This is a genomic window from Bartonella sp. CL25QHWL, from assembly GCF_042195335.1.
In the GTDB taxonomy this organism is placed as follows: Bacteria; Pseudomonadota; Alphaproteobacteria; order Rhizobiales; family Rhizobiaceae; genus Bartonella.
In genome coordinates this window covers 75,998-97,720 of sequence record NZ_JBHIOE010000007.1, presented here as the reverse complement: position 1 = coordinate 97,720, position 21,723 = coordinate 75,998, and the positions used below count along the sequence as shown (strand labels likewise).

Annotated in this window: 13 protein-coding genes; 11 read left to right on the top strand and 2 right to left on the bottom strand. The window is 35.6% G+C overall.

All coding sequences use genetic code 11. From position 1 onward, the window contains the following. The first annotated feature begins 17 nt into the window (after nt 1-17). The 8 genes from ACFILY_RS05535 (at nt 18) to ACFILY_RS05500 (ending at nt 12,409) form a co-directional block, all read left to right on the top strand. Nucleotides 18-1,694 (top strand): ribonuclease J, encoded by a 1,677-nt coding sequence (locus ACFILY_RS05535; RefSeq protein ID WP_273791272.1) that lies wholly within the window; start codon nt 18-20, stop codon nt 1,692-1,694. A gap of 202 nt (nt 1,695-1,896) precedes the next feature. Beyond that, on the top strand, nt 1,897-3,222 hold the full coding sequence (proS, locus tag ACFILY_RS05530; protein ID WP_375637639.1) for a proline--tRNA ligase: 1,326 nt from the start codon (nt 1,897-1,899) through the stop codon (nt 3,220-3,222). A gap of 11 nt (nt 3,223-3,233) precedes the next feature. Then, nucleotides 3,234-4,502: a lipoprotein-releasing ABC transporter permease subunit gene (locus tag ACFILY_RS05525; RefSeq protein ID WP_273791270.1), complete on the top strand. Its 1,269-nt coding sequence runs from the start codon at nt 3,234-3,236 to the stop codon at nt 4,500-4,502. Then, nucleotides 4,502-5,182: an ABC transporter ATP-binding protein gene (locus ACFILY_RS05520; protein WP_273791269.1), complete on the top strand. Its 681-nt coding sequence runs from the start codon at nt 4,502-4,504 to the stop codon at nt 5,180-5,182. Before ACFILY_RS05525 ends, ACFILY_RS05520 begins: the two co-directional genes overlap by 1 nt. Before the next feature lie 65 nt (nt 5,183-5,247). Then, nucleotides 5,248-5,535 carry a succinate dehydrogenase assembly factor 2 gene (locus ACFILY_RS05515; RefSeq protein ID WP_273791268.1) on the top strand — a complete coding sequence of 96 codons (288 nt, stop codon included), beginning with the start codon at nt 5,248-5,250 and terminating at the stop codon, nt 5,533-5,535. Nucleotides 5,536-5,540: 5 nt separating this feature from the next. Beyond that, entirely contained in the window at nt 5,541-9,041 is a 3,501-nt protein-coding gene (gene mfd, locus ACFILY_RS05510; RefSeq protein ID WP_375637638.1) for a transcription-repair coupling factor, read from the top strand. 261 nt (nt 9,042-9,302) lie between these two features. Beyond that, nucleotides 9,303-10,142, top strand: a complete 840-nt coding sequence (locus ACFILY_RS05505) for a hypothetical protein (RefSeq protein WP_375637637.1) — start codon at nt 9,303-9,305, stop codon at nt 10,140-10,142. Between the two features lie 1,655 nt (nt 10,143-11,797). Beyond that, nucleotides 11,798-12,409: an invasion associated locus B family protein gene (locus ACFILY_RS05500; RefSeq protein ID WP_273791265.1), complete on the top strand. Its 612-nt coding sequence runs from the start codon at nt 11,798-11,800 to the stop codon at nt 12,407-12,409. 87 nt (nt 12,410-12,496) lie between these two features. Here ACFILY_RS05500 and ACFILY_RS05495 read toward each other — a convergent pair whose 3' ends face one another. Further along, on the bottom strand, nt 12,497-15,124 hold the full coding sequence (locus tag ACFILY_RS05495; RefSeq protein WP_375631149.1) for an Rne/Rng family ribonuclease: 2,628 nt from the start codon (nt 15,122-15,124) through the stop codon (nt 12,497-12,499). A 586-nt stretch (nt 15,125-15,710) separates the two neighbouring features. On the opposite strand from ACFILY_RS05495, the gene ACFILY_RS05490 reads away from it, so the two are divergent. The 3 genes from ACFILY_RS05490 (at nt 15,711) to prfB (ending at nt 20,874) form a co-directional block, all read left to right on the top strand. Further along, entirely contained in the window at nt 15,711-16,940 is a 1,230-nt protein-coding gene (locus ACFILY_RS05490) for an N-acetylmuramoyl-L-alanine amidase (protein WP_273791263.1), read from the top strand. A 168-nt stretch (nt 16,941-17,108) separates the two neighbouring features. Next, nucleotides 17,109-19,574: a penicillin-binding protein 1A gene (locus ACFILY_RS05485; RefSeq protein WP_375631148.1), complete on the top strand. Its 2,466-nt coding sequence runs from the start codon at nt 17,109-17,111 to the stop codon at nt 19,572-19,574. Nucleotides 19,575-19,745: 171 nt separating this feature from the next. After that, nucleotides 19,746-20,874 (top strand): peptide chain release factor 2 gene (gene prfB / locus ACFILY_RS05480; protein WP_375637636.1). Its coding sequence is split into 2 segments (ribosomal slippage): nt 19,746-19,814 and nt 19,816-20,874, totalling 1,128 coding nucleotides; the frame shifts between segments, so codons are not numbered across the junction. A 340-nt stretch (nt 20,875-21,214) separates the two neighbouring features. Here the strand turns inward: prfB and ACFILY_RS05475 are convergent. Then, on the bottom strand, nt 21,215-21,700 hold the full coding sequence (locus tag ACFILY_RS05475) for a peroxiredoxin (protein WP_273791260.1): 486 nt from the start codon (nt 21,698-21,700) through the stop codon (nt 21,215-21,217). Nucleotides 21,701-21,723 lie beyond the last annotated feature (23 nt).

The window sequence follows — 21,723 nt, the reverse complement described above, 5'->3', positions numbered from 1 at the left end:
TGATTTGGGAGATGTTTATGGTTGCAGCCAATAAGAATGAATTTGTTTTTTTACCTCTGGGAGGTGTAGGTGAGATAGGGATGAATTTAGCTGCTTACGGATTTGGTCCCCAAAGTCTTCGTGAATGGCTGCTGGTTGATATGGGGGTTAGTTTTGCTGGTTCTGAATTACCAGGTGTCGATCTTGTTTTGCCTGATATTCGTTTCCTAGAAAGTGAAAAACATAATATACGGGGTCTTGTTTTAACACATGCACATGAAGATCATTATGGGGCCGTTCTTGATTTATGTCCAAAGTTACAAGTGCCAATTTACTGTACGCCTTTTACGGCAGGGTTATTGGAAACTAAAAAACAATTAGATTTTGAATCTCAAAAAATTTTACTCAATATTTTTCAAGCTGGTGATTGTTTTCAGGTAGGTTCCTTTGCTGTAGAGGCTATAGCCGTTAACCATTCAATACCAGAATCTGTATCTTTAGCAATTACAACCTCTTTGGGGACTGTGATTCATACTGGTGATTGGAAAATTGATCATACCCCTTCACTCGGGGCTGTAACCGATGAAAAAAGATTTCGTGCTTTAGGCAAAAAAGGTGTTTTAGCATTACTTTGTGATTCCACAAATGCATGTCGGGATGGTATATCTCCATCAGAGCAGCAAGTTCAAGCCAGTCTTTCTGAGATTATTTCCAAAGCTGAAGGGCGCGTTGCGATAGCAACTTTTTCTTCTAATATTGGTCGGATACGTTCTATTGCTCTTGCAGCTGAAGCTGCTGGACGTAAGGTGCTTGTCATTGGGCGTTCCCTTAAGCGAAGTATTATGGTTGCACAAGAGCTTGGTTATATGAATGGTTTAGCGCCATTTGTAACGGAAGATGATTATGGCTATATCTCGCGAAAAGATCTTGTTTTAATTGTCACTGGGAGCCAAGGTGAGCCATGTGCAGCTTTGGCTAAACTGTCACGTGATGGAATGAAAAATATTGCACTTTCCGCTGGTGATACCGTTATTTATTCATCACGAAGTATTCCAGGAAACGAAAAAGCGATTATTGAGGTACAAAATCGTTTCATTGATTTGGGTATTGAAATTATTACGAATGAAGATGCGCTTGTTCATGTTTCAGGTCATCCACGTCGTTCAGAACTTTTACAGATGTATGATTGGATAAAGCCACAAATACTTGTCCCTGTACATGGGGAAGCAATGCATCTTAAGGCTCAGGCAACTTTAGCACGTCAAGCAGGTATTAAAACTGTTACGGATATCAGAAATGGACATATTTTACGTCTTGCACCAAAGCCTGTAGAAGTTATTGATCAAGTTCCTGTTGGCCGCATCTATAAGGATGGTTGCTTAATTGGAGATGAAGATGAATTAGGGATTCGTGAGCGCCGCAAACTAAGTTATGCTGGTCATGTTACTATTTCTCTCCATATAAATAGTAAGCATGAATTATTAGGGGATATAGGTCTAACAATATTAGGGTTACCTGAAAGTAATGGAAAGGGGAAAAGTTTAAAAGATATTCTTTTAGATATCGTAGAAAATACAGTTTATAATATCCCACGCATGAAACAGAAAAATAATGAACTTATTCGAGAGGCAACACGACGTGCAGTGAGAGCGGCTGTTCATGAAATTTGGCAAAAAAAACCTATCTGTACAGTTTTTTTACATCGGTCAAAATAAAGAACTTTCATATTACGTTATTTAAAAAGAGAAGAGCATTTTTATTTTATTGCTAAATAAGAAAAATAGAGAATAAAGCACAATAAATTTTTAAATGATAAGATCGTTATATTTGCAAGTATTCAGAATGCGGCTATAGATGAATAGAGGGTGTGATAAATTGTTCCGATATGATAGATCTGATTAGGAGTTAATTATTTCAATGCGTCTTTCTCAATATTTCCTTCCACTTTTAAAAGAGAATCCTAAAGAAGCAGAAATTGTTTCTCATCGCTTCATGTTGCGCGCTGGAATGATTCGACAACAAACATCAGGGATTTATTCTTGGCTTCCTTTGGGAAAAAAAGTGCTTGATAAAGTTTGTAAAATTATTCGTGAAGAGCAAGAACGTGCGGGTGCAATAGAAATATTGATGCCTACAATTCAGTCTGCTGATCTTTGGCGTGAAAGCGGTCGTTATGATGATTATGGTTTGGAAATGCTCCGCATTAAAGATCGTCAAAAGCGTGATTTACTTTATGGTCCAACCAATGAAGAGATGGTAACAGATATTTTTCGCTCTTATGTTCGTTCTTATAAAGATCTTCCGCTGAATTTATATCATATTCAATGGAAATTTCGTGATGAAATTCGTCCACGTTTTGGTGTGATGCGAGCACGAGAATTTTTAATGAAAGATGCTTATTCTTTTGATCTTGATTATGAAGGCTCTAAAACATCTTATAATCGTATGTTTGTTGCTTATTTACGCACTTTTTCTCGCCTGGGATTAAAAGCAATTCCTATGCGTGCAGATACAGGTCCAATAGGGGGGGAACTCAGTCATGAATTTATCATTTTGGCTGAAACAGGAGAGAGTGCTATCTTCTGTGATAAACAATTTCTTGAACTTACCGTTCCAGATAGTTCAATCGATTTTAGTGATAAAGCTGTTTTAGATGATATTGTTAAGCAATGGACATCTTGTTATGCAGCAACGGAAGAAATGCATAATGAAGAGGAGTGGGCTAAAGTTTCTGATCATAATCGTCTTTCAGCGCGTGGTATTGAAGTAGGTCATATTTTCCACTTTGGTACTAAATATTCTGCTCCAATGGGAGCAAAAGTTATGGGACAAGATGGAAAAGAGCATGTGGTCTCTATGGGATCTTATGGTATTGGGCCTTCGCGTCTTGTTGCAGCCGCTATTGAAGCTTCTCATGATGAAAATGGTATTATTTGGCCAAAGTCGATGGCACCGTTTGATTTTGGGATTATCAATATGAAACCCGATGATGAAAAATGCACACAGGCATGTGAGTTTCTCTATCAGGGATTAAAGGAGGTTGGTTTTGATCCGTTATTAGATGATAGAAATGAACGTCCTGGATCAAAATTTGCAACAATGGATTTGATTGGTTTGCCAATGCAAGTCATTGTTGGCCCTAACAGCATTGCACAAAATGAAGTTGAAATTAAAGATCGAAAAACAGGAATAAAAAAATCTCTAAAGGTTGAAGATGTGCTCAGCCAACTTTCTATAATTTAATAGGAAATGTTATGAAGAGGCTGAAAAACAAATGCTTTTCATCTTATGAGTGGATGATCGCTTTTCGTTATATGATTCCCAATAAAAAACATGTCGTTGCATCTGTTATTTCAATTATTTCTCTTATTGGGATTATGTTGGGCGTATTTGCTCTGGTTGTTGTTATGGCGGTGATGAATGGCTTTCGTACAGAACTTCTCAATCGTATTCTTGGTATGAATGGGCATCTTATTATTCAAACAGTTGATTCTGGTTTTTCTGATTATAAGACTCTTATTTCTTCTTTAGAAACTACAAATGGTGTGAAGTTTGCTTTACCTGTTATTGAAGGTCAAGCGCTTGTTCAAGGTGAAGTTCAAGGTGGCTCTGGCGCGTTAGTTCGTGGTATGCGCAAACAAGATCTAGAAAAGCTTAAAACAGTCTCTCAAAACATTAAATTAGGATCGATTTCTCGGTTTGATCAAGAAGAAGGTGTTGCAATTGGAAGTGGCTTAGCAGAAAAATTAGGACTGACAGTTGGAAGAGATATTCGTATTATTACTCCAGATGGTGATGAGACTCCTTTTGGCGTTACCCCACGTGTGAAAGCTTATAAAGTCGTTGCTATTTTTGAAGTTGGTATGTCTGAATATGATTCAATATTTATCTTTATGCCTCTCCATGAAGCACAAATGTTTTTTAATTTGGGAGATAAGGTTCAGTCTTTGGAATTATTTCTAAATGATCCTGATGCTGTTGATCAAATAAAACCTGTTGTAGAAAAAGCAGTTGAACAACAGGTCTATTTAATTGATTGGCGTACACGCAATCAGGCTTTTTTTTCAGCCTTACAGATTGAACGAAATGTTATGTTTTTCATTCTTTCTCTGATCGTTCTTGTTGCTGCTTTAAATATTATTTCAGGGCTGATTATGCTTGTAAAAGATAAAAGTCATGATATTGCAATTTTACGCACGATGGGGGCTCAACAGAGTGCAATTTTGCGTATATTTATCATTACAGGAATGATGATTGGTTTTATTGGAACTATATTGGGTTTAGTTTTAGGTGTTATCGCGACCGCGAATATTAATCATATCCAAGATTTTATATCTTGGTTATTTAATGTCGATGTTTTTAATCCTCAACTTTATTTTTTAACAAAATTGCCTGCACAAATTGAGTGGAAACAGACCATCTTGGTTGCTATGATGGCTTTATTCTTGTCGTTTCTTGCTGCTCTCATTCCGGCATGGCGTGCTGCTAAGCTAGACCCCGTACAAGCTTTGAGGTATGAATAATGACAGCTATTTTAGAGCTTGTAGAGATTGAAAGACACTTTTTCGAGAGCCATAAGCCGCTCATTGTTTTAGATAAAGCGAATTTTATTCTTAATCGTGGAGAGCTTGTCGCACTTGTTGCACCATCTGGTGCTGGAAAATCAACACTTCTTCATATTGCTGGATTATTAGAAAAACCAACAGCTGGTGATGTGATGTTACGGGGTGTTTCTTGTGCAAAGCGCTCTGATAGTGAGCGAACAGCTATAAGACGGAATGATATTGGTTTTGTTTATCAATTTCATCATTTACTTCCAGAGTTTACGGCGTTAGAAAATGTCATGATACCGCAAATGATAGCAGGATTAAAAAAATCTATAGCAGAAGATCGTGCGCGCAAATTATTGACGTATCTGCGTGTTTCTCATCGTGCGAACCATCGTCCCTCAGAGTTATCGGGAGGAGAACAACAACGTGTTGCTATTGCACGTGCAGTAGCAAATGGCCCTTCGGTTCTTTTGGCTGATGAACCTACAGGAAATCTTGATCCAGTAACTTCAGCTTATGTCTTTCAAGCTTTATCTATCCTTGTTCGTCAGTCTGGTCTTTCTGCTCTTATTGCAACACATAATTACGCTTTGGCTAAGCAAATGCATCGTCGAATTACACTTAAAGAACAAAAGATTATAGAACTTCCTTAAAGCAAGGTACAAATTTTATACGACTAATTGAATAGTTTATATTACTTTATTCAAGGAGATTTTTTATGACAGTTTTTGTCGTTGACAAAAATCAATTAGATGCTCGTCGTCGTCGATTGATTTTTCGTGCATGGCATCGCGGTATTCGTGAAATGGATCTCATTTTTGGACATTATGTCGATGCTCATATTACTGGGATGAATGATAGAACGCTCTCTGAGCTTGAGTATATTATGTCTTTTGATGATCGTGATTTACTGACATGGATTACTGGAGAAATTTTGCCCCCCTCTGAGGTTGATAGTCCACTTTTTCGTGATATTGCCAATTATCGTACTTGCTTAAGTTATTAATCCCGATGCCTATATTTAAAAAAATTGTTATTCCCAAAAATAATTCTGTTCGTATGATTTTAGATGGCGTTACTGATGGATTTGAAGCCTTTGCGCTTGCTAAATTAAGTTCAGAAATTGCACAAGGTAAACCGCTCCTCTATGTTGTCCGTGACGGAACAAAAATTGTGCATTTACAACAAGTTTTAAATTTTATTGAGCCCAATTTACCCGTACTTCAATTTCCTGCATGGGATTGTTTGCCTTATGATCGTGTGTCACCAGGAATTGCTGTTATGGCACGTCGACTATCAGCATTGGCACACATAGCAAATTTACGTAAAGATCCACATCCTGCAATTATATTAACAACAGCAAATGCGATTATGCAAAAGCTACCTCCTCGTGAAATGATAGAAGCTCAGCTTATTCACGCACGTGTTGGCCAGCGCAATAACATGGGAAATCTTATTCAATTTCTAGAAACCAATGGTTTTGAACGCGTTACGGTTGTCCGTGATGTTGGTGAGTTTGCTGTAAGAGGAGGAATACTTGATATCTTTTCTCCGATGGATGTTGAACCTTTACGTCTTGATTTTTTTGGAGATACCCTAGAAAGTATCCGCGTATTTGATCCAGAAAATCAAAGGACAACAGGCCAAAAAACTGAACTTTTATTACAGGCAATGAGTGAGGTTGTTCTTACACCAGAACGCATCAATCGTTTTAAAAGCAATTATACCCGTACATTTGGTGTATCACAAAAAAATAACATGCTTTATGAAGCAATTTCTCAAGGTCGGCGTTTTGCCGGTATGGAACATTGGCTTCCATTTTTTTATGAAAACCTTGATAGCTTTTTTGACCATTGTGGCAACTTACCGATAGTTTTTGAGCATCTCATAGAAGAAGTCTTCATTGAGCGCTATCGTCTTATTGAAGACTATTATAATGCGCGCAAAGAGCGCGAAAGTGATGAAAAAAATTCTACTTCTTATCATCCAATAGATCCTAGTCTTTTTTATTTAACGCCAGAGCGTGTTTTGGAAGGTGCGCAACAATCTTCGCAGCGTATTGATTTTTCGCCTTTTAATGTTCCACAAAGTTTGGAACAAACTGTTATTCACACCAATGTTAAACAAGGATATGATTTTGTAAAAGAGCGTAATGCGCAGGAAAAAAATGTTTTTTCAAGTGTTATTGATCATATCGCATCTTTACGCACTGCTGGTAAAAAAGTGCTTTTAGCGTGTTGGAGTGAAGGATCTCTCAATCGTTTGTTACAAGTTCTCGATGAGCATGGATTGAAAAAAATAGATGTTGTAAAATCCTTGCAAACTGTCAAAGCAACCCCACGAGATCGCATATTAGCAGCTGTTATCATGATAGAACATGGTTTTGAGGCTGAAGATTTGGCTATTATAGCAGAGCAAGATATCCTTGGCGATCGTTTTATAAGATCACCAAAGCGGCGTAAGAATAATACAAATTTTATTTCTGAAATTTCTGCTTTAAATTCTGGTGATATTATTGTGCATATCGACCACGGTATTGGCCAATTTGTTGGTCTTAAAACCATCAGAACCACTGGAATTTTACGAGATTGCCTTGAAATTAGATATGCTGGAGGTGATTTACTCTTTTTACCTGTTGAAAATATTGAGCTTCTCTCACGTTATGGCTCAGAAGGAACAGAGGTAACTTTAGATAAATTAGGGGGTGTTGCTTGGCAAGCACGTAAAGCTCGGCTTAAAAAACATTTATTGGAAATGGCAGGGCAATTAATCCGTATAGCTGCAGAGCGTATGACTCGTGCTGCGCCTGCTTTACTTCCACCAATTGGACCATTTGATGAGTTTGTTGCTTGCTTTCCCTATGAAGAAACGGAAGATCAAATGAATGCAATTGATGCTGTTTTGGACGATCTAGCCTCAGGTAAGCCGATGGATCGCTTGATATGCGGTGATGTTGGTTTTGGAAAAACTGAAGTAGCTATTCGAAGTGCTTTTGTTGCAGCATTAAATGGATATCAGGTTGCTGTTGTTGTACCGACAACTTTGCTTTCACGTCAACATTACAAAACATTTATTTCGCGTTTTCAAGGATTACCGGTTAAAATTGGACATGCTTCGAGGCTTGTAAAAGCGAAAGAACTTGCACGAGTAAAAAAAGGTGTTTCAGATGGTACAATCGATATTGTCATTGGAACCCATGCATTATTAAGTGGTGCAGTTAATTTTTTACGGTTAGGCCTTCTTATCATTGATGAGGAACAGCATTTTGGTGTCAAACACAAAGAGCGTTTAAAAGAGCTTAAAAGTGATATTCATGTTCTCACACTTTCAGCAACTCCCATACCACGCACTTTAGGGTTAGCTTTATCGGGTGTACGTGAACTTTCATTGATAACAACCCCCCCCATTGATAGAATGGCGGTTCGTACTTTTATTTCACCCTTTGATGCACTTGTTATACGAGAGACCCTGCTTCGAGAATATTATCGTGGTGGACAAAGTTTCTATGTTTGTCCTCGTATTTCTGATCTGGCTTTTGTAGAAGAATATCTCAAAACACATGTGCCAGAACTGAAATTCGTTGTGGCTCATGGACAAATGCCGGCTGGACAACTTGATGATATCATGAATGCATTTTATGATGGACAATATGATGTGCTGCTATCAACAACCATTATTGAATCAGGTCTTGATATTCCAACAGCCAATACCCTAATTGTGCATCGTGCTGAGATGTTTGGTCTTTCTGCCCTTTATCAGTTACGTGGTAGGGTAGGACGTTCAAAACAACGTGCGTATGCTCTCTTTACATTTCCTGCTGGTAAAGTTTTAACAACTGCTGCTGATCGTCGTCTTAAAGTGTTACAATCTCTTGACACCTTAGGGGCCGGTTTTCAATTGGCAAGCCATGACATGGATATCCGCGGTTCAGGAAATTTTTTAGGTGAAGAGCAATCGGGGCATATCAAAGAAGTTGGATTTGAACTCTATCAAAAAATGCTTGAAGAAGCTGTTGCTGAATTAAAAGATGGAGAGCTAAATGAAGATAAGCAATGGTCACCTCAAATTTCTCTTGGTACAACAGTGATGATACCAGAAAGTTTCGTGCCTGACTTATCATTACGTATGGGACTTTATCGTCGTTTAACAGAACTTGATGGTTTAGAACAAATTGATGAATTTGCAGCGGAGTTAATTGATCGCTTTGGTCCTTTGCCCCTTGAGGTTCAACATCTTCTTAAAGTCTTTCATATTAAAACATTGTGTCGAAAAGCACATGTAGAAAAATTAGATGTTGGACCAAAGGGGATTGTCATACAGTTTCGTAATAACTATTTTGCAAATAGTGTTGCTCTTGTTCAGTGGGTGGGAAAACAAGGTTCAATGGCAAAAATTCGACCAGATCAAAGTATTGCTCTTATTCGTGATTGGTCCTCAGCGGATGAAAGGCTTGTTGGAGCAGCGAATATTATGACACAGCTTGTCGAAATGGCAGAACAACATTCTGTTTAAAAAATATCTTTATTGTTTCAGAACTGTTACTCATTTTTATAAAATCATTCTATAAAAACAAACAGTTATTGATTTTGTATAAGAATAAAATTTAAGTTTATAATAAAGAACCCTTTATATATTTATTTGGTTTTTATTATATACGTATTGATATAATTAAGAAAATAGATTAGACGGTTGGACCGCATTAAATAGCACTTTCAATATAATAAGCTAATAAGCTCCTGTAAATTTTTTAGAAAGAATTTAGGTAAAGATAGCATGCTTTCTTCATTACAAAAGTGTCTAACTATCGTTTTTTTATTACTCACTTTAATACATGGCGTAAAAAACGCTTATGCTGAGTTATCTTCTGATGAACAATACCAACATTTAAAAAACAAAAGAAAGAATATTAAAGAGAGCATACAATTTATTGAAGAAAGTATATCTCATTTGGATATTTGGGAAAAAAATATTTCTAAAGCAGAATACTATGAGCGTTTACAGGAACGGAATAAGTTATATAAAAAACTGAAAACTCTGAAGGATGAATATTATAATCTTGGTTCGAAATTACAGGATCTAGCTGAAAAAAAACAAAAAATTATCTCTAGAATACATATAGCGAGAGAGTATGAAGTAGGGGAGTATGAAGAAAAGTTGATTAAAGCAAAAAACTATTTAAAAAAAACTCAAACGTTTAATGAATGGGGAATGAATGAGAAAAGTGGAGGTGATGATGAGATAATGAAAAATTATCTCATGTTTATTATTGCTTGCAATACGTTAGCGGATATATTGCAAAGTGATATAGGTGCTATTTTGCGCAAAGATTTTGATTGGAAAGATAAAGATTTTAGTTGGGCTAAAGGCGCAAATAATTCAATAAGTCCTAGTTTAGTCAGGGATATTAAAGAATTACTAACAGATGGCTCTTATAGTTATGAAAAACAAATATTTGACGATATAAAAAATAGTCTTACAGAAGATAATTGGTTTGTAAAAAGTGCACCTAAGCTTTGTAATACCATTAAAGAAGTACATAATATAATGCTTCCAAACAAGAAAAAGAATATTATAGATCGTATGCGTTTTCATGTTGAAGAATTATTCAATTAAAAATTATTTATTTGATTTATGTTGAATTATATTCAAAATAGAAAAATACTTAATTTTTCGTAACATTATAGTTTAGAAAATTCATAAAAAATAATGCTATGAGAATATCCAATTAAAAATTTACTTATACAAATACAGAGAAATTAAGATAATATACTAAATAATAGTTAAAATATATTTTAATTTTTTGTTTTTAATTATTATTTATAATAAAGTAATCTTATACACATAATATATTATCTGTTATTCTTATCATATAAGACTTAATATATATATTAAATAATAAACTCATATATTTTTTTATGTTTTCTTTTTATGCATAATTTTTTGTGCTTGTAGTTTTTTATTTTTATCTGATTAATTATTTTAATGACGATACATCTCATATCATAAATCTTGTTTCATTAATACGATAAGAGAGATTTTTTATAGCTCTAAGTTGTGTTATATAGGAAAACAAAATGATATTTTGAATTCATTTTTTCTTAAAACTTAAATCATTAACGATTTATATCTTTGATGTTGTGAAAGCTGAAAAGAATTTATCATTTTAGAAGCTTCTTTTATTTGAGAAATAACTTAAAATAAATTGATAAAAGCTACATTTTTTATTCACGTTATAAAGCTGAGAGATGATATTTGTACAGAGATGCAATAATAGATGTATAATATATGAGCATAAATTTATTATGGCTTTAGGCACGTGAGATGATTCATAGGGGGGGCCTTTGTTCAGTAGTTTTATCTATAAAACTAACTCCGCTTGTGATGTACAAGTGGATAAATTTTATTGATTCAATATAAGAGAGGTTTGCGCTATTAGGATCTTTCATACAATATAGAAATAGAAAAAAGATAAATTATTATTATAAATTAATATGTTATTATATTTTAAGAAAGTTTATTATAAATAAAATATTTTCAGCAGTTATAGATTTTCTCTCTAAGAAAATGTGTTGTTTAATTAAGAAAAAAGCACTTCTTTAGTAACGTATTTTTAAACTAAACTTTTTAGTTAAACGCTATGGAATATAAAATTTTTATTACAAAAGCGTATCACCATTGTTTTGTAAACAAGGGAAGAAAATTGTTCATTAGCAAAAAGTTCTCTTACAATTATGCAGAAATTTTAGACAATCAGTGGTTTTAATTCATTAAATGTTTCAATAATATCGTAGATGATTTTGTTTTTGTGTATCACACGAGGCACATAAGGAAAACAGTAAAATTTATCTGATATTTTGGAGCTTCATGCATTGCAACAACCTGTTGCTAAGGCTCTATAAGCTTAACATGAAGAGTAATAAATGTAAAAAGTTTAATTAGTAAGTTTTTTAGAGTAGTATTAGACTTTATTTTAATTAATATTGCAATATTGATTCGTTTGTGTAATCTTAGTTTAAATGCACAGAGGTATTTTATAGATAGATAGATTATATCAAATACCAATGTGATGAAGAGGGGAATTATATGGGTGTATAAAAATAGAATGGCTCATCGTATTTTTTCTCTAAATTTGACTTTTTTTTTTATATTGAAGTAAAAATAGTAAAATTAATTGTTATTTCATTATAATTTAATAAATTTAAGTTGGAATTACATTTAATATTTTTTTTAAAGTTACTTAAGAGCGCGTTGAAAGGATTAACTTAATCATGTCGCATAAAAATGTTTATTCTGCTGTTTCAGTATTAGTTGGAGCCGCTGCCCTTTTTCTTATAGCTGGTATTTCTGCAAATGCGCAAACTTTATCACAAGGTTGGTACAAAGTTTGCAGTAAGCAGCATGATGTTGATATTTGTAATACAATGAATACTGTATTATCGAATACGGGACAACCTTTAACGGCTTTTAATCTTGTTGAAATAAAAGGGAAGCAAAATGAAAAACGTATAGGTATTCAAGTACCTACTGGGCGTTTTTTGCCAGAAGGTGTTCACATTAAAATCGGTGACGAGTTCTCTAAAAAAATTCCTTATATTATTTGTAATGGACCAAGTTGTATTGCTAATGATGTCTTAGATGATAAGCTTATAGCAGCTATGAAAAGTGGAACAAAAATGGTTGTAACCACAGTTAATTTTCGTGGTTCAGCTAATCCTATTGAATTTTCTCTTAATGGGTTTACAGCAGCCTATACCGGTCCTGGTATGGAGGAAAAAGATTTCCAACAAGAACAAATAAAGCTGCAGCAAGCCATTCAATCAAAGCAAAAAGAAATTGAAGAGCGTATGCGGGCTGAGCAAGAAAAAGCAAAACAAAAGTAATAAACCCACACTATAGAATTGGTTGAAACGTTTTCTATAATTGTTTATTTGAACCGCCACAGTTTTCTGTGGCGGTTTTTTTAATCCTTAATTTTTCGAAAGAATTCTGCGTTTCCACCACCCAATACGTTCAGTTTTGGAAGAATCATTAGGCGTTGATGAAATAACAACGGATTGATTAATTGTTTCTTCAATTTGGGAAGGAGAGGTTTCTACAACTTCCTCCATCTCGATTACAGTTTCTTGCTCTAATATTTTTTGTATTTGCGTCTCTTTAGAAGATGATTTTTTACGTGTTCCACGTGTTGATTTTTTACTCTTTTCAAGAGCTTTATCTTCTACCTCATGAATAGATTTGTCTGCTTTTTTTGTTTTAGCTTTACGCATCGAACTGGTTGTAGGTTTTTCTTCAAGAGATTTTTGTTCTGCAACATTTTGATCATTCTCTAAAGAAAGCTGATTTTCTACTACTTTTGAAGAACGTGTTTTACGTTTTTTAGGTTTAATACTTGTATCAATTTTTTCAGATTCACCCTGTTGTTGTATATCTAGAGCTTGTGTATTATTTGTTGTTTCTTCAAGTTCAAAAGATTTAGTAGGCGAAATACGACGTTTGCGATGCGCTGCTTTAATTTCTGCCAAAGCTTTCTTAGCAAAATCTCCCACTGGTTCTGCGTAAGGAACGCGAATCTGATGAAAACTATTATCTTGATTGCGTCGACCACCACGACGTCCTCGACGACGTCCTCGACGATAAGAATCATCATTCAAAGTATCTTCTTTTTTATGAACGTTGGAGAGAGAATGATCAGTAATTTCACCGTGACGATTTTTGCGCCTACGCTTTTGGTTTGTTTCAATGGGAGAAGGATTTTCAATAGATTCACTCTTTATGAAAACAGAATCTTCAATTTCTTGCTCATTGGCATCTTCCAATGAAGATCGAGAAATGCTCTCTGCTATTGAGCCTTTAGAAATAACAAGATGTTGCGTTCCAATACTATCATCTGCTTCAATACTAATATTAAGCTTAAAACGAGCTTCTAAATTAACAAGAATGTTGCGTTTATGATTTAATACATAAAGCGCTGTTGCTACGGGTGTGCGCACGATAATATTATATTGCGAATTATGAAGAAGATATTCTTCAATTGAGCGCATGACATGTAACGCAATGGATGATTCAGAACGTATATTTCCTGTTCCTGCGCAATGCGGGCAGGGCTGTGTTGTACTTTCTAAAACCGATATGCGAATACGTTGACGACTCATTTCTAAAAGGCCGAAGTGTGAAATATGACCTACTTGAATACGAGCACGATCGTTTTTTAAACAATCTTTTAATTTTTTTTCGACCAGCTTCACATTGCGTTCTTCAAGCATATCAATAAAATCAATCACAATTAAACCAGCAAGGTCACGCAAGCGTAATTGCCGCGCTACTTCTTCAGCAGCTTCAAGGTTAGTTTGTAAGGCTGTCTTTTCGACAGAGAATTCTTTCGTGGAGCGGCCAGAATTTACGTCAATAGCAACAAGTGCTTCTGTTTGATTAATAACAAGATAACCACCAGATTTTAAAGAAACTTGTGGTTGCAACATTTTATCAAGTTGAATTTCAATATTATTTCTTGCGAAAATGGGGGTAGGATCACGGTAAGGTTGCACAACTTTTGCATGACTTGGCATGAGCATACGCATAAAGTCTTTCGCTTCACGATATCCTTGGTCTCCAGAAACAAGAATTTCACTAATGTTCTTATTGTAAAGATCTCGTATAGAACGCTTGATGAGATTGCTTTCTTCATGGACAAGGCATGGCGCCGTTGACTCGAGTGTCAAAGTGCGAATAGTATCCCATAACCGCATAAGATATTCATAATCACGTTTAATTTCAGCTTTTGTTCTATTGGCACCAGCAGTTCGTAAGATAACGCCCATACCTTTTGGAACAGCTAATTCTTTTACGATTTCTTTAAGACGCTTACGGTCTTGTACGTTCGTAATTTTTCGTGAAATGCCACCACCACGTGCTGTGTTGGGCATTAGAACAGAGTAACGACCTGCTAGAGATAAATATGTTGTAAGGGCAGCACCTTTATTACCACGCTCTTCTTTGATAACTTGTACCAACAAAATTTGACGTCGTTTAATGACTTCTTGAATTTTATACTGGCGCCCTTGTTTTCTTTGATAAATTGGGAGCTCTTCACGGATGTCCTCAGCACCGACCATTTCGATCTCATCATCAGAGATATCGGCATTTAATGCTTCTTCTGTATTATCAATTATTGTCGCTTCAGATGTGATGTCACTTTCAATATCGGCTGCAATGACATTGTTTTTTCCATTTTTTTTTGTTCTTCTGGAGCGTTTTTTATTTTTAGTTGCTTCTTCCGTAAAGGTATCTACAGAATTTTCTCCTATAGCTGCTTTTTCCTCTTCTTCAAGAAGAGCAAGTCGATCAGCAATAGGAATTTGATAATAATCAGGATGAATTTCAGAAAATGTTAAAAAACCATGTCGGTTTCCACCATATTCAACAAAAGCTGCTTGGAGAGACGGTTCTACACGCGTAATCCGTGCGAGATAAATATTCCCCTTGAGCTGTTTTCTATGTTCTGATTCAAAATCAAGTTCTTCAATTTTGTTGCCGTGAACAACAACAACACGAGTTTCCTCCGGATGGGAGGCATCTATAAGCATTTTGTTTGACATAAGTTAATATCCTGAAGGCGACATGCACAATTTTATTCAAACGAACGCTATAACTATTCGTAAACATAAAAGGCTGTCTGCCATAAAAGGGAGGTACCAGAAAAACAGGACGGAACACCACGTGCAGAGGCATGACTGCATTTACACCATTTCCCATCATTATTTCCATCTGTTTTTTATGACTCATATTTCTTAAAAGTCTCCGGTAAAATAATCTTTAAAACAGTTCGGATATCCGAACCAACGAATCTTAAGTAATGCAATCCTAATATTATAACATAGAAATTTTTCATCCATAAAAAAGTCTCAACGCATAATAGGCAAAAAACCTCTAAAGACAACTTAATATGAGTTACAGATAATTTAGATGACTATTATCAGCTAGGAAGCATAAATATTCTTTTATGTTGATATCATGCGTTTGGCAAGTAACAATGTAAATCATGTATAATTATAATATCTTTATGACCTTAATTTCGTTTTTGGGTGTTTATTTAGCTTTTATTGAAAAATAGAGAATAAATTGGTGTATCATTTTATATAACCAAGATAAATTATTACAAAGGTAATGTAGAGTATTTTGCTTATGATAAGAGTTTTTTTTACCAAAAAGCTGAAAACAGCTTATGGGGATGTTATTGTGCTCGTCACATACTTTTTATTATCTTTTTTTCTACTCCAAACCAGTGTTCAAGCCGCAGATCCTCTGAGACTTATTAATTTTCGAACCATTGGTGATAGTGTTCATACGCGTATTATTGCGGTTTTTAATTCAAAACCAAATGTTCGTTTACAGATTTTGGACAGGCCAGCACGTTTGGTTATCAATTTACCTACAATTGACTTTTCAATGCAAAATACGCCTTTAAAGAAACGGAATACATTATCCGTTATGCTTTCAGATGTACGTTATGCTTTCTCTGATATACAGACTTCACGCATTATTTTGACAAGTAAAACGGCTTTTGTGGTTGAAAAAAATGTCGTAAAAAAATTAAATAATGGTTTATGGCAGTTGCTGATTGATATTCGTAAAAGTACACAAGAAAAATTTGATGAGACATTAAAAAAACAGCAAAGAAGCAATTTTGATACACAAACACAGTTAATGCCAGCATATAATTTCCGTGTTGTTCTTGATCCTGGTCATGGTGGTATTGATGGTGGTGCACGGGGTGTTACTGGAATTTTAGAAAAAGATGTGACTTTAGACTTTGCGCGTGCATTGCGAGACGAATTACAAAAGGATTCTCATATTACCGTTGCTTTAACACGAGATTCCAATATTTTTTTAAGACTAAGTGAAAGAGTTAAAAAAGCGCAAGAGTTTGATGCTGATCTTTTTATATCTATTCACGCGGATACGATTGATTTACATTCTCTTCGCGGTGCTACAGTGTATACCATATCAGAAAAAGCCTCTGATGCCATTGCAAAATCTTTAGCTGAAAATGAAAATAAAGTTGATTTGCTTGATGGTTTGCCTGCAGATGAAACGCTCGAAGTTACAGATATTTTGATGGATCTTACACGACGTGAAACACATACATTTTCGGTTAATTTTGCAAATAGTGTTATTTCAAGTTTATCAAAGAATCATATTAACTTGATTAATAACCCACATCGGTATGCTAATTTTCAAGTTTTAAGAGCTTCAGATATACCCTCAGTCTTGATAGAGATAGGTTATTTATCCAATAAAGAGGATGAAAAGTTACTAAATGATCCTCATTGGAGAAAACAAATGGCAGCCTCTATTGCTCATTCTATTCGTCAATTTGCTGATTATAGGCAGAAAATGATACAGCCTCTTTAAATTTGTGAGAAAATAGAGTATCAGTATGGGCTTCTAGTGTACCCTAGTATAAATAAAAGATAGAAAACAATTTCTCTTGATCTCAATCTTGTGGTGATATCCACTTGGTGTGTTTGAAGTAACGTATTTTTTCTTTAATTAATTCTTAAGAAAGCGATAGCCGTTTTTATGATAATTTTTTTAAGATATCTTCTTCGTTTTTTTATTGCTATTGGACTTTGTGGTGCAATAACGTGGGGTGTTATGACCAGTGGTCAAGCAAATGCACTCCCTGATTATGAAGTTCTTTCACTTTATGAGCCGCCGGTAATGACCCGCGTCCATGCTTCTGATGGCCGTCTTATGGCAGAGTTTGCAACAAAACATCGCCTCTATTTACCGATTCAATCAATACCAAAGCTTGTTATAAATGCTTTTATTTCGGCTGAAGACAAAAACTTTTATCATCATTTTGGTTTAGATCCTGAAGGACTTTCTCGAGCTTTGATCAATAATATTCGTAATATTGGTTCTGGAAGACGTCCAGAGGGTGCATCAACTATAACGCAACAAGTCGCTAAAAACTTCCTTTTAAGTTCAGAAACAACGTTAGAACGTAAATTTAAGGAAGCTATTTTAGCAATGCGTATTGAGAAAACTTATTCAAAAGATCATATTCTCGAACTTTATCTCAATGAAATTTATCTGGGTCGTGGCACTTATGGTATAGCAGCTGCTTCTTTGACTTATTTCAATAAATCCGTCAATGACCTGACGCTAGAACAATGTGCTTATTTGGCTGCTCTTCCAAAAGGACCAGCAAATTATGATCCATTTAAGAATACACAACGTGCTATTGATCGGCGTAATTGGGTTATAGACCGGATGATTGCAAATGGATATGTAACGCGTGAACAAGGTGAAAAAGCAAAAGCTAAACCTTTAGGAGCGACAATACGTGGGAGTGATAGCTATGTTTTTGCGGCTGATTATTTTACTGAAGAAGTGCGGCGTCGTTTAATACATCGCTATGGGGCTAAAACACTTTATGAAGGCGGGCTTTCCATTCGTACAACGCTTGATCCGCATTTACAACTTATTGCGCGACGTGCTTTGCACGATGGATTAATTAGATTTGATCATGCGCAAGGATGGCGTGGAGCTTATGCGCATATTGATGAGAAAAGTGATTGGGGGACAGAACTTGCAAATATCACAGGGCTAAGTGATGTTCCTGAATGGCGTTTAGCTGTTGTTCTTTCTACTAATCCCAACAAAGTAGAGATTGGTTTACAGCCACAGCGCGAAGCTTCAGGTATATTATCAAAAAAACGGGAAATTGCTGTTTTATCTGAAGCTGATTCAAAATGGGCACTCCATGTTGTAAAAGAAAATGGTTATCAAAAAACTGTTCAGAGCTTATCTCATGTTCTGCAAGTTGGGGATGTCATTTTTGTTGAAAAACTACCCAATACAAACAATACTTATCGTTTACAACAAATTCCAAAGGTTGAAGGTGCAATTGTTGCTATGGAACCTCATACAGGGCGCGTTCTTGCTATGGTGGGAGGATTTTCTTTTGCCGCATCTGAATTCAATCGTGCAACCCAAGCTTATCGCCAACCGGGGTCTGCTTTTAAGCCTTTTGTTTATGCAGCAGCTCTTGATAACGGATATACACCAGCATCCGTTGTTTTAGATGGCCCCATTGAAGTTCGTCAATATAATGGTGAAGTTTGGCAACCCAAAAATTATGGAGGTACCTTTGCAGGACCTTCAACGTTGCGTTATGGTATTGAGCGTTCTCGTAATCTTATGACAATACGGCTTGCCAATGATATGGGAATGCCTCTTGTCGCTGAATATGCAGAACGCTTTGGGATCGTAGATAAATTGCAGCCTTATCTTCCCATGGCTTTAGGGGCTGGCGAAACAACAGTATTACGAATGGTTACAGCTTATTCAGTTATTGCCAATGGGGGACGCTCTATTAAACCTTCTCTGATAGACAGAATTCAAGATCGTTATGGGAAGACAATTTATCGTCATGATGATCGTATTTGCGAAAATTGTAATACGCATTCATGGAATAATCAAAGTGAGCCCACATTGATTGATGAAAGAGATCAAGTTCTTGACCCTATGACGGCTTATCAGATTACATCGATGATGGAAGGGGTTGTTCAGCGTGGTACTGCGGCACGTTTACGTTATCTTAATCGACATATTGCTGCTAAAACAGGAACAACCAATGACTCTAAGGATGTCTGGTTTATGGGATTTACTCCTGATATTGTCGTTGGTATTTTTGTCGGTTATGATCAACCAGCTCCGTTAGGATATAATGGAACAGGAAGTTCATTAGCTGCGCCTATTTTTGGTGATTTTATGGCAGATGCTCTTAAAGGGAAGCCAGATGTTCCCTTTAAGATGCCAAAGGGCATGATTTTAATGCCAATTAATCGAAAAACAGGAATGCTTGCCGAAAGAGGAGATCAAGATGTTATTATAGAAGCATTTAAACCAGGGACTGGTCCTGCTGATATATATCAAGTTATTGGGAGTACAAATTCTTTTCAAGAAGGTGTTCCTGCAGTAACGACTTCTCCACAAGTCAACAAAGCACTTGAAAGTGGGACAGGTGGGCTGTATTAATCGACAAAATCTCCTTTTGCCATGAGTCATGGTTTTTATCTCTTTTTTACAATGTCGGTTCTGTAAATTAGAGTGATAGAATTGTACCATTTTCTGATAGCAGCTATTAAATTTGTATAAAATGCTAAGAGACACAACCAAAAAGAGTTTTTAAAAATACGGTGTTAAATTATGCGAGCAGAAATAGAAACATTAGTTGATGAAATCCAGAAAGCAATACAATTGCTAAGGGGGCATCTTTGACTGGGATCAATCACTAAAGCGTCTCGAATATCTTAATCAAAAAGCAGAAGATCCATCATTATGGGATGATGCACAACGAGCACAGGATATGATGCGTGAGCGTCAACGTCTTGATGATTCAATCAATGGTCTTTTATCATTTACAAAAACACTTGAAGAATGCATTGAGCTTATTGCGATGGGCGAAGAAGAAAGTGATGTTGAAATTATCGCTGATGCAGAAAGATCAATACGTAATCTTAAAAATGAGATAGATAAAAGGCAAATTGATGTACTTCTTTCAGGAGAAGCAGATCCGAATGATACCTATTTAGAAGTTCATGCTGGAGCAGGGGGAACAGAAAGCCAAGATTGGGCTTCTATGCTCTTACGTATGTATATGCGATGGGCTGAACAGCATGAAATGAAGGTTGAAATTTTAGAAATTCATGATGGAGAAGAAGCAGGAATAAAGTCAGCGACTATTCTTGTAAAAGGGCATAATGCTTATGGAATGTTAAAAACAGAATCAGGCGTTCATCGTTTAGTGCGGATTTCTCCATTTGATTCGAATGCAAAGCGCCATACCTCTTTTGCAAGCATTTGGGTTTATCCAGTTATTGATGACAATATTGAAGTTGATGTTTCAGAGGCAGATGTGCGTATTGATACATATCGTGCATCGGGAGCAGGAGGACAACATGTTAACACGACAGATTCTGCTGTTCGCATCACGCATATAAAAACGGGTATTGTTGTTCAATGTCAAACAGAGCGCTCTCAACATAAAAATCGCGCTACGGCTTGGTCGATGTTGCGTGCACGGCTTTATGAAGAAGAGCTTAAAAAAAGAGAAGAAGAAACCAATGCTGCTGAATCTTCTAAAACAGAAATCGGATGGGGACATCAAATTAGATCTTATGTTCTTCAACCCTATCAGCTTGTCAAAGATTTGCGTACAGGAATTGAAAATACGGATCCACAATCCGTACTTAATGGTAATTTAGATGCATTTATAGAGGCAGCACTCGCACGGCGCATTTATAGACAAGACAAAAAAATTGAGGATATTCGTTAATTATATATCCTTCCTTCAAGCCATGTAGATTTTTTCTTAAGCTGTTCGTTTTATTGATGTTGTGATGTTACGATAGTCCTTGATACTTTAAAGGTTTAAAGAGGGATTTTCTTGTTTCTTTCTTCATTTTTTTTCTCACACGCCAATTCTGCTTATGATATTGCAAGTGATAGGAAGAATCTGAAATAAGGAAAATTTGCGATATTCGGGGGACTAATATAAATGTAAAACAATTCATTATCCTTATAAATCAATATATTGTAAAAATTGAATCCGTTGAAAAACTAAAATCAATTAAGGAGGATAACTTTTGCTTTTTAAGGTAAATCAAACACTCAATTTACAAGTTACCATTATGATATAAAAGTGTTGCAGTAGCTAAAACATTTTCAGCATGCCCAGATACGCTTACTTTACGCCATTCTTCTGCTATTATTCCATTTGCATCAATTAAAAAAGTGCTCCGTTCAACTCCCATATATTTGCGTCCATACATGCTTTTCTCAACCCAAACACCATAAGCTTCGAGGGTTGTTTTTTCTTCATCAGAAACCAAGATGACATCAAGTTCATGTTTTACTTTAAATTTATCATGTTTTTTTACATTATCTGGAGAGATTCCAATAACAGAAACACCGATTTCATCAAATTTCATCTTTAATTTTGTGAAATCAAGTGCTTCGCTTGTGCAACCACTGGTGTCATCTTTTGGATAAAAATATAAAACAACAGACTTTCCTTTAAAGTCAGAAAGACATACCATCTCTCCTCCATCGCGCGGCAAATTAAAATCAGGAGCAAGAGCACCTTTCATTGGTCTTGTCATTATTTTCATCTTTCTTTCTTGTG

What these genes read in the sequence shown, in the direction of transcription:
- ACFILY_RS05495 (WP_375631149.1), bottom strand. Translation starts at nt 15,124, where the DNA reads ATGTCAAACAAAATGCTTATAGATGCCTCCCATCCGGAGGAAACTCGT.
- mfd (WP_375637638.1), top strand. Translation starts at nt 5,541, where the DNA reads ATGCCTATATTTAAAAAAATTGTTATTCCCAAAAATAATTCTGTTCGT.
- ACFILY_RS05490 (WP_273791263.1), top strand. Translation starts at nt 15,711, where the DNA reads ATGATAAGAGTTTTTTTTACCAAAAAGCTGAAAACAGCTTATGGGGAT.
- ACFILY_RS05535 (WP_273791272.1), top strand. Translation starts at nt 18, where the DNA reads ATGGTTGCAGCCAATAAGAATGAATTTGTTTTTTTACCTCTGGGAGGT.
- ACFILY_RS05475 (WP_273791260.1), bottom strand. Translation starts at nt 21,700, where the DNA reads ATGACAAGACCAATGAAAGGTGCTCTTGCTCCTGATTTTAATTTGCCG.
- ACFILY_RS05520 (WP_273791269.1), top strand. Translation starts at nt 4,502, where the DNA reads ATGACAGCTATTTTAGAGCTTGTAGAGATTGAAAGACACTTTTTCGAG.
- ACFILY_RS05485 (WP_375631148.1), top strand. Translation starts at nt 17,109, where the DNA reads ATGATAATTTTTTTAAGATATCTTCTTCGTTTTTTTATTGCTATTGGA.
- ACFILY_RS05515 (WP_273791268.1), top strand. Translation starts at nt 5,248, where the DNA reads ATGACAGTTTTTGTCGTTGACAAAAATCAATTAGATGCTCGTCGTCGT.
- ACFILY_RS05525 (WP_273791270.1), top strand. Translation starts at nt 3,234, where the DNA reads ATGAAGAGGCTGAAAAACAAATGCTTTTCATCTTATGAGTGGATGATC.
- ACFILY_RS05500 (WP_273791265.1), top strand. Translation starts at nt 11,798, where the DNA reads ATGTCGCATAAAAATGTTTATTCTGCTGTTTCAGTATTAGTTGGAGCC.
- ACFILY_RS05505 (WP_375637637.1), top strand. Translation starts at nt 9,303, where the DNA reads ATGCTTTCTTCATTACAAAAGTGTCTAACTATCGTTTTTTTATTACTC.
- proS (WP_375637639.1), top strand. Translation starts at nt 1,897, where the DNA reads ATGCGTCTTTCTCAATATTTCCTTCCACTTTTAAAAGAGAATCCTAAA.